This is a genomic window from Actinoplanes palleronii, from assembly GCF_016862315.1.
In the GTDB taxonomy this organism is placed as follows: domain Bacteria; phylum Actinomycetota; class Actinomycetes; order Mycobacteriales; family Micromonosporaceae; genus Actinoplanes; species Actinoplanes palleronii.
Map to the genome: position 1 here is coordinate 53,203 of NZ_BOMS01000016.1, position 6,803 is coordinate 60,005.

A 6,803-nucleotide genomic window follows, 5' to 3' on the forward strand; every position below is an offset into this window, starting at 1 on the left:
TGTTCGGGCTGCGGTCAGGCCGATCGCCAGAGACGGACCAGTGCGTAGGAACGCCAGGGGCGCCAACGTTCCGCGTGCGCGGCGAGCGCCTTCGCCGAGTCCGGCAGGTCGAGCGCGGCCGCGCCACGGCGGGCGGCCAGATCGGTGGCGAGGAAGACGTCCGGGTCGCCGATCGCGCGCATCGCGACGTAACCGGCGGTCCACGGGCCGATGCCGGGCAGTTCCAGCAGGCGGGCGGTGGTCTCGGTGCGGTCGGCGGTGGGCTCCAGGTCGATGCGGTGGTCGGCTACGGCGGTGGCCAGGGCGCGGATGGTGGCGCGGCGGGCCGCGGGCATGCCGAACGCGGAGTCGGGGAGTTCCGCGATGCTCTCGGCGGACGGGAATCCGGTGAGCTGGTGGTTGGAGGCGGGGGCGGGGGCGGGGCCCGAAGGGCCGGAAGACCCCGAAGATCCACCCCCAAGATCCCCCCGAACCCCCCGGATCAACCGCCCCAGAGTCGTCCGAGCCCCCGAAACACTCACCTGCTGCCCCACCACCGCCCGCACTGCCATCTCGAACCCATCCACCGCCCGCGGCACCCGCACCCCGGGCTCCTTCCGCACCACTGCGGCAAGCCCCGGATCCGCCCCCAACGTCCCGTCCACCGCATCCGGATCCGCATCGAGATCCAGCAGCCGCCGGCACCGCGCCACCGCCGGCGCAAGATCCCGCACATCACTGAGCCACAACGTCGCGAACACCCACCGCTCGCGCGGCCGCAGCTCGACCCGCGCGCTCCCGTGCGGCAGCACCATCCCTCGCCGGTACGTCTCCCCGTCGAGTTCGTCCACCCCCGGCAGCGTCCTGGCCCCGAGGAATTCCAGCAGCGCCGCGACGTGCAGCGGCGCCCGGTACGCGAGCCGCAGGTTGATCACCCCGGCCTCGCCGCGCACCGCCGGCCGCGTCTCCCGCAGCTTGCCCGGCGCCTGCGCGTACACCTCGAGCATCGTGTCGTTGAACTGCCGCACGCTCCCGAACCCGGCCGCGAACGCGATCTCCGCGAGCCCCAGGTCTGTCGTCTCGACGAGGATCCGCGCGGTCTGCGCGCGCTGGGCCCGGGCGAGCGCGAGCGGTCCGGCCCCGAGCTCGGTGGTCAGCATCCGGTTGAGGTGCCGTTCCGTGTATCCGAGCCGGGTGGCCAGCCCGGCCACGCCTTCCCGGTCGACGATCCCGTCGCCGATCAGCCGCATCGCCCGCCCGACCGTGTCGGCGCGCACGTCCCACTCCGGTGATCCGGGCGCGGCGTCCGGGCGGCATCGCCGGCACGCCCGGAACCCGCCTCGTTGCGCGGCGGCCGCGCTCGGGTAGAACGTGACGTTCTGCCGTTTCGGTGTGACGGCCGGGCAGGACGGCCGGCAGTAGATCCCGGTGGTCCGCACGGCCGTGTAGAAGCACCCGTCGAACCGCTGATCGCGGCTGTCGACAGCGCGGTAACAACGCTCGAAGTCCAGCTCCATGCCACCGAGTCTGCTCCGCGCGGCCCCCGGCTGGCTGGCGGGTTTCGGACATCACCGTGCCACGGCACCCGTCCGGGCAATTCAAGATCAACTGCAGTTTTGGGTACGGCGGTGAGCCGCGTGGGGCGCTTCACCGTCGTACCGGAAAGGGGTTTGCCCGGTCCTGGAGCCGGTCCTGCCGCGAGTGTGGCGGATGACCGTGAGCGGTGTCGGCCGGTCGCCGCCGAACTGCGGAACCCCGTCGGATGGCGCTTGCGTAGACTGGCGTTCCGTGAGCCTCAGCATCGGAATCGTCGGCCTGCCCAACGTCGGCAAGAGCACCCTGTTCAACGCCCTGACCAAGAACGACGTGCTCGCCGCGAACTACCCGTTCGCGACGATCGAGCCCAACGTCGGCGTCGTCGGGCTGCCCGACGAGCGGCTGGGGAAGCTCGCCGAGCTGTTCAGCAGCGAGAAGATCCTGCCCGCGCCGGTGAGCTTCGTCGACATCGCGGGCCTGGTGCGCGGCGCGTCGAAGGGTCAGGGCCGCGGCAACGCGTTCCTCGCGAACATCCGCGACGCGTCCGCGATCTGCCAGGTCGTGCGCGCGTTCTCCGACCCGAACGTGCTGCACGTCGACGGCAAGGTGTCGCCCGCCGACGACATCGAGACGATCAACACCGAGCTGATCCTGGCCGACCTGCAGACGGTCGAGAAGGCGCTGCCGCGCCTGCAGAAGGAAGCGAAGCTCAAGAAGGAGAAGGCGGCCACCGTCGCCGCCGCCGAGGCCGCGTTCAAGCTGCTCAACGACGGCGGGACGCTGTATCAGGGCGCCGCCGCGGCCGGCATCGAGCTGGACCTGCTGGCCGAGCTGCACCTGCTGACCACGAAGCCTTTCCTGTACGTCTTCAACGTCGACGAGGCGGAACTCGGCAACGCGACGTTCCTCGACGAGCTGCGCGCGCTGGTCGCCCCGGCCGAAGCCGTGTTCATGGACGCGAAGATCGAGTCCGAGCTGATCGAGCTGGACGACGAGGAGGCCCTGGAGCTGCTGCAGTCCACCGGCCAGTCCGAGCCGGGCCTGAACCGTCTGATCCGGGTCGGTTTCGAGACGCTGGGCCTGCAGACGTACCTGACCGCCGGCCCGAAGGAAGCCCGCGCCTGGACCGTCCCGGTCGGCGCGACCGCCCCGGAAGCGGCCGGCGTCATCCACTCGGACTTCCAGCGCGGCTTCATCAAGGCCGAGATCGTCAGCTTCGACGACCTGATGACGGCCGGCTCGATGTCCGCCGCGAAGGCCGCCGGCAAGGTCCGCATGGAGGGCAAGGAATACATCATGAAGGACGGCGACGTGGTGGAGTTCCGCTTCAACGTGTAGGCGGCAGCATTTGCACTGGTCAGACCGCCTTCAAGGTCTGGCCAGTCCGCAGGGAGTCTGCTAGTGCGGTGGGCTCGGCCAGCGTGGAGCCCGCCCGGTTCGCCTTGATCCAGGCGTCGATCTCGTCCTCGAGCCTTGATCTCGTAGGCGCGCATGAGGCGCAGGGCCGGGCCATGGCCGCTGCACCGGCAGCAGCTCGTACTCCTCGCCACCGGTCGCACGTGGAAGGTCCGCATCGCGCGGTGCTGCAGGCCGGCCGGTTCGACGACGACGCCGCGGATCCACTGGTATCCGTCCATCGGGGCGGCGGCGAACTGGCCGTCGTCGTAGTACTCGATGACGAAGTCGTAGCTGCCGCCGGGCCAGCGGATGGCGACGTGGTCGCCGACCTCGTGAGTGCTCATCGCGGCCGCCTGCCTGCCGGGTCGGGCACGTCCTGGGCGATGATCCGACGCACGGCTTGCGTTGCGTTCGGCGGCCCTAGAGGTCGTCACCCGGCTCCCGATCTCCTCGCTCGGCTTCCCGGCCGGGCATCCGGCGGCTACTCGGGCTGCGGTAACACCGTGGTATGGTCGAATGATGGCGAGGACCAAGAAGGTCACCATCACGCTGCCGGCAGAGCTGCTGGAGAGCATGAAGTCGCACACTGACAACGTCTCCGGCTATCTCACCGACCTGGCCGAGCGGGCAGAGCGGCGCAGATCCCTCCGGGCAGAGCTGGACAGCTACCAGGGCGAGTTCGGCGCGTTCACCGACGAGGAGATGGCCGAGGCCCGGGCGCTCCTGCACGGGGCTGAGGAGACTGGCCGGGCCGCGTGAGCCTCGAGTCGCTGGTGCTCGACTCGCAAGGCCTCTCGGGGTGGATCGCCCGGGATCGCACCGTGATGCGACTGCTGGAACAGGCCGAACGCGACGGGACCGACCTCGTGATGTCGGCCGCCACGATCATCGAGGTTTCCCATCCCGGTGTGGACAGCGCGCGACTGACCTGGCTGTTGTCCCAGATCCGGGTGGAGCCGGTGACGAAGGAAAGCGCCCGCCGCAGCGCGGGGCTGCTGACGGCGGCGGGGCTGCACGGACACAAATACGCCATCGATGCCATGGTCGCCGAGGTGGCGCTCCGGCTACCCGCACCGGTGGCCGTTCTGACCTCCGATGTCGACGACATGGCCAAGCTGTGCGGCCGCCAGGTGCGAACCATCAGGCTGTAGGCGCCCCCGCCGACGCCCGGCAACCAGCCCGCCCACGTCAGTCCGGACCGCGAACGGCGTGGAGCTGCGCAGCTCGCGGCGATGAACTCCGGTCGGCACGTAGGCCCCGGTCGTTTCGTCGAGACCGTAGGCGTGCACGACCGGCGCGCCGTCCGCGTCCTCAATACGCCAGTAGCTCGGGATGCCGGCTTCCGCTCGGCCTCGACGCCGGTCGGCGCCTGCTCAGTGAGGGCGGACAGCAGCGCGGAGACAGCCCGGCTGTGCCAGACCTGCCGGGGTGCGTCCTGAAGACGAGAGCTCCATCGATCAGCTCGGTGTGCCGCGGCGCTTCAGGAAGGTGGTCGATATCGTCGGCGAACCATCCTCGACGCGAGGCGGGCGCATCCACCCGGGTGCCGGTGCCACGACGTCAGACCCGGACGACGCGGATGGTGGGGCCGCAGAGGAGCTTCAGGTCCTGCGGGTCCGAGGTGAGGACGTCGGCGGGGCGCGGTGCGGCTCGCGCGATGGCGGCGAAGGCCGCGTCGATCGCGTGTTTGTGGCCGTGGAGCTTGTTCGCGCGCAGCAGGTCAGCGGCCTTCCCCGCGACGTCTCTCGTGATGGCTCGCACGTCGATCCCGGACAGGACCCAGCGCGCGCGGGCGGGGTGGACTCGGTCGTAGTCGGCTTCCAGCACCGTCATGGCGGTGGTCGCCACGGTTCGGCCTTGCCGAAGCGCCGTGCGCACGAGCCAGGTGACGGCGTGGTCGTCGCGGTAGAACTTCGAGAGGCCTTCGCAGTCGAGCAGCAGAGTGCCGGGCATCAGGCGGCCAGGCCTCCGGAACCCGGCTTGTCGTCCCGCCGGAACGCGGCCTCGAACTCCTCCGTGGTGATGTCACCGCGCAGATAGGCGAGGCCTGCCTCGTTCTCCGCGTCGGTGAAAGGGCCGTGGCGGGCCTCGTGGTCCTTGACCAGCTCGTCGAGCTTATTCATCGCGATGCGGTGGTCGAGCTCCTCGACGTAGGCCGCGAAGCTCTCGAGGCCGGGCTGGCCGGGCAGGGGGATCGAATACCGCTTCTTTCCTCCGTTCATGCGACCAGCCTAGGGCGCGAAATCCAAGGTCACGAGGACCTGTGGATAACCCCGGGACGGGGTGGCGCCTTGGGTGATGAACCCAGGAAGCCGTGCAGGACGACCGTTGACGTATTCCGTTATGGGTATACGATAGGGGCATGGCTAGAGCGGCGACGACGGCGGATGCGTTCAACGCGGTGGCGGAGCCCCGGCGGCGGCAGATCCTGGATCTGCTGGCGCAGCGGGAGCGGCCGGTGAACGACCTCGTGGAGCTGCTCGGGCTGGCGCAGCCGCAGGTCTCCAAGCATCTGCGGGTGCTGCGGGAGGTCGACCTGGTGCACGTGCGTGACGAGGGGCGGCAGCGGATGTATCGGATCAACCCCGGCCCGCTGCGGGACATCCACGACTGGCTGCGGAAGTACGAGCAGTTCTGGACCGAGCGGTTCGACCTGATGGACACCGTGTTGCAAGAGCTCATCGAGGAGGACGCAGATGACCACGACTAACGGGACCGCGCAGGTGACGCTGCCGGCCGACGACCAGATCCTGATCAGCCGCGAGTTCGCCGCGCCGCGGGCGCTGGTGTGGCGGGCGATCACCGAGCCGGCGCTGGTCAGGCGCTGGTGGGCCGGCCTGCGCGGGCAGGTGGACAGCGCCGAGATCGACCTGCGGGTGGGTGGCCGCTGGCGGTACGTGATGACCGCGAACGGCGGCTTCGAGGTGGCCTTCCACGGCGAGTACCGGGAGATCAGCGAGCCGGAGCGGCTGGTCAGCACGGAGGCGTACGAAGGAGTCCCGGACCCGGACGGCAACGCGTCGCTGAACACCGTGACCCTCGTCGAGAAGGACGGGCGGACGTTCATGGAGGTGCTCTGCGTGCACAAGAGCAAGGAGAACCGGGACATGGTGATCGCCAGCGGCATGGAGGGCGGCATGCAGGAGTCCTACGACGCGCTGGAGCAGGTCGCGGCGTCACTCGCCTGACCGCGCCCGTCGGAAGCGCCCGGGAGCCGCGCGCGGAAACGACCGGGGGCGGCTCCCCGGAAACCTGTGACCGGCCTGCCAGACTCACTATGTGATCAACGCAGGGCCGGCCGTGGGCGACCGGATCGCCACCATCGTTTCCGAAGTGCTCGCGCCGGCGGTGCTGGTGGCGGCGCTGCTGGTCACCGTGGGGTGGCATGCCGGGGAGGCGCCGGGCGTCTCGCACTGGTGGGGGCTGCCCGGGGCGATCTTCGCGGCGGTCATCCCGCTGGGGTACGTGCTGCACGGGGTGCGGACCGGGCGGCTCACCGACCATCACATCCCGGATCGGGCCGACCGGCGGGTGCCGCTGCTGTTCGGGGTGGTGTCGCTGACCGCCGGGCTGGTCCTGCTGGTGTTCCTCGGCGCGCCCCGTGAGGTGCTCGCGCTGCTGACCGCGGGCGGCGTCGGGCTGGCGATCTTCGCGCTGGTCACGCACTGGTGGAAGATGTCGATCCACGCGGGCGTGGCCGCCGGCACCCTGGCGACGATGATCGTGATCTACGGGCCGGTGGCGCTGCTCGGCGCGCCGCTGGTGGTGCTCGGCGGCTGGGCCCGGGTGCGCCTGACCGCGCACACGCCCGCCCAGGTGGTGGTCGGCGCGATGGCCGGCGCGATCGTGGCCGCCACGATCTTCCCCATCCTCCGTTGATCAAGACCGCA

General features: G+C 70.4%; 9 protein-coding genes. 6 read left to right on the forward strand and 3 right to left on the reverse strand.

Annotation, left to right across the window (positions count from 1 at the left end):
- Positions 1–14: 14 nt before the first annotated feature.
- On the reverse strand, positions 15–1,496 hold the full coding sequence (locus tag Apa02nite_RS06465; protein WP_203824247.1) for a DNA-3-methyladenine glycosylase 2 family protein: 1,482 nt from the start codon (positions 1,494–1,496) through the stop codon (positions 15–17).
- Between the two features lie 271 nt (positions 1,497–1,767).
- Here Apa02nite_RS06465 and ychF point away from each other — a divergent pair, with 271 nt between their 5' ends.
- The 3 genes from ychF (at position 1,768) to Apa02nite_RS06480 (ending at position 4,064) form a co-directional block, all read left to right on the forward strand.
- A complete protein-coding gene (gene ychF, locus Apa02nite_RS06470) occupies positions 1,768–2,853 on the forward strand; it encodes a redox-regulated ATPase YchF (RefSeq protein ID WP_067686814.1) in 1,086 nt (361 codons plus the stop codon).
- A gap of 579 nt (positions 2,854–3,432) precedes the next feature.
- On the forward strand, positions 3,433–3,672 hold the full coding sequence (locus Apa02nite_RS06475) for a hypothetical protein (protein WP_203824248.1): 240 nt from the start codon (positions 3,433–3,435) through the stop codon (positions 3,670–3,672).
- Positions 3,669–4,064, forward strand: a complete 396-nt coding sequence (locus tag Apa02nite_RS06480; RefSeq protein ID WP_203824249.1) for a PIN domain-containing protein — start codon at positions 3,669–3,671, stop codon at positions 4,062–4,064. The genes Apa02nite_RS06475 and Apa02nite_RS06480 overlap by 4 nt, the downstream gene beginning before the upstream one ends.
- A 409-nt stretch (positions 4,065–4,473) precedes the next feature.
- On the opposite strand, the gene Apa02nite_RS06485 is transcribed toward Apa02nite_RS06480, so the two are convergent.
- The gene (locus tag Apa02nite_RS06485; protein WP_203824250.1) at positions 4,474–4,866 is read right to left on the reverse strand and encodes a DNA-binding protein; all 393 of its coding nucleotides are present in this window, start codon (positions 4,864–4,866) and stop codon (positions 4,474–4,476) included.
- Complete coding sequence (locus tag Apa02nite_RS06490) at positions 4,866–5,135, reverse strand: hypothetical protein (protein WP_203824251.1); 270 nt, start codon at positions 5,133–5,135, stop codon at positions 4,866–4,868. The genes Apa02nite_RS06485 and Apa02nite_RS06490 overlap by 1 nt, the downstream gene beginning before the upstream one ends.
- A gap of 140 nt (positions 5,136–5,275) precedes the next feature.
- Between Apa02nite_RS06490 and Apa02nite_RS06495 the strand changes: the two genes are divergently transcribed.
- From Apa02nite_RS06495 to Apa02nite_RS06505, 3 genes are all read left to right on the forward strand, one after another.
- Positions 5,276–5,623 carry an ArsR/SmtB family transcription factor gene (locus tag Apa02nite_RS06495; protein WP_067686823.1) on the forward strand — a complete coding sequence of 116 codons (348 nt, stop codon included), beginning with the start codon at positions 5,276–5,278 and terminating at the stop codon, positions 5,621–5,623.
- Positions 5,610–6,101 (forward strand): SRPBCC family protein, encoded by a 492-nt coding sequence (locus Apa02nite_RS06500; protein WP_067686826.1) that lies wholly within the window; start codon positions 5,610–5,612, stop codon positions 6,099–6,101. The genes Apa02nite_RS06495 and Apa02nite_RS06500 overlap by 14 nt, the downstream gene beginning before the upstream one ends.
- A gap of 91 nt (positions 6,102–6,192) precedes the next feature.
- Positions 6,193–6,792: a phosphoesterase PA-phosphatase gene (locus Apa02nite_RS06505; protein WP_067686829.1), complete on the forward strand. Its 600-nt coding sequence runs from the start codon at positions 6,193–6,195 to the stop codon at positions 6,790–6,792.
- Positions 6,793–6,803 lie beyond the last annotated feature (11 nt).

Coding starts and splice junctions, on each gene's coding strand:
- Apa02nite_RS06465 (WP_203824247.1), bottom strand. CDS start 1,496: ATGGAGCTGGACTTCGAGCGTTGTTACCGCGCTGTCGACAGCCGCGAT.
- Apa02nite_RS06475 (WP_203824248.1), top strand. CDS start 3,433: ATGGCGAGGACCAAGAAGGTCACCATCACGCTGCCGGCAGAGCTGCTG.
- Apa02nite_RS06485 (WP_203824250.1), bottom strand. CDS start 4,866: ATGCCCGGCACTCTGCTGCTCGACTGCGAAGGCCTCTCGAAGTTCTAC.
- Apa02nite_RS06490 (WP_203824251.1), bottom strand. CDS start 5,135: ATGAACGGAGGAAAGAAGCGGTATTCGATCCCCCTGCCCGGCCAGCCC.
- Apa02nite_RS06495 (WP_067686823.1), top strand. CDS start 5,276: ATGGCTAGAGCGGCGACGACGGCGGATGCGTTCAACGCGGTGGCGGAG.
- Apa02nite_RS06500 (WP_067686826.1), top strand. CDS start 5,610: ATGACCACGACTAACGGGACCGCGCAGGTGACGCTGCCGGCCGACGAC.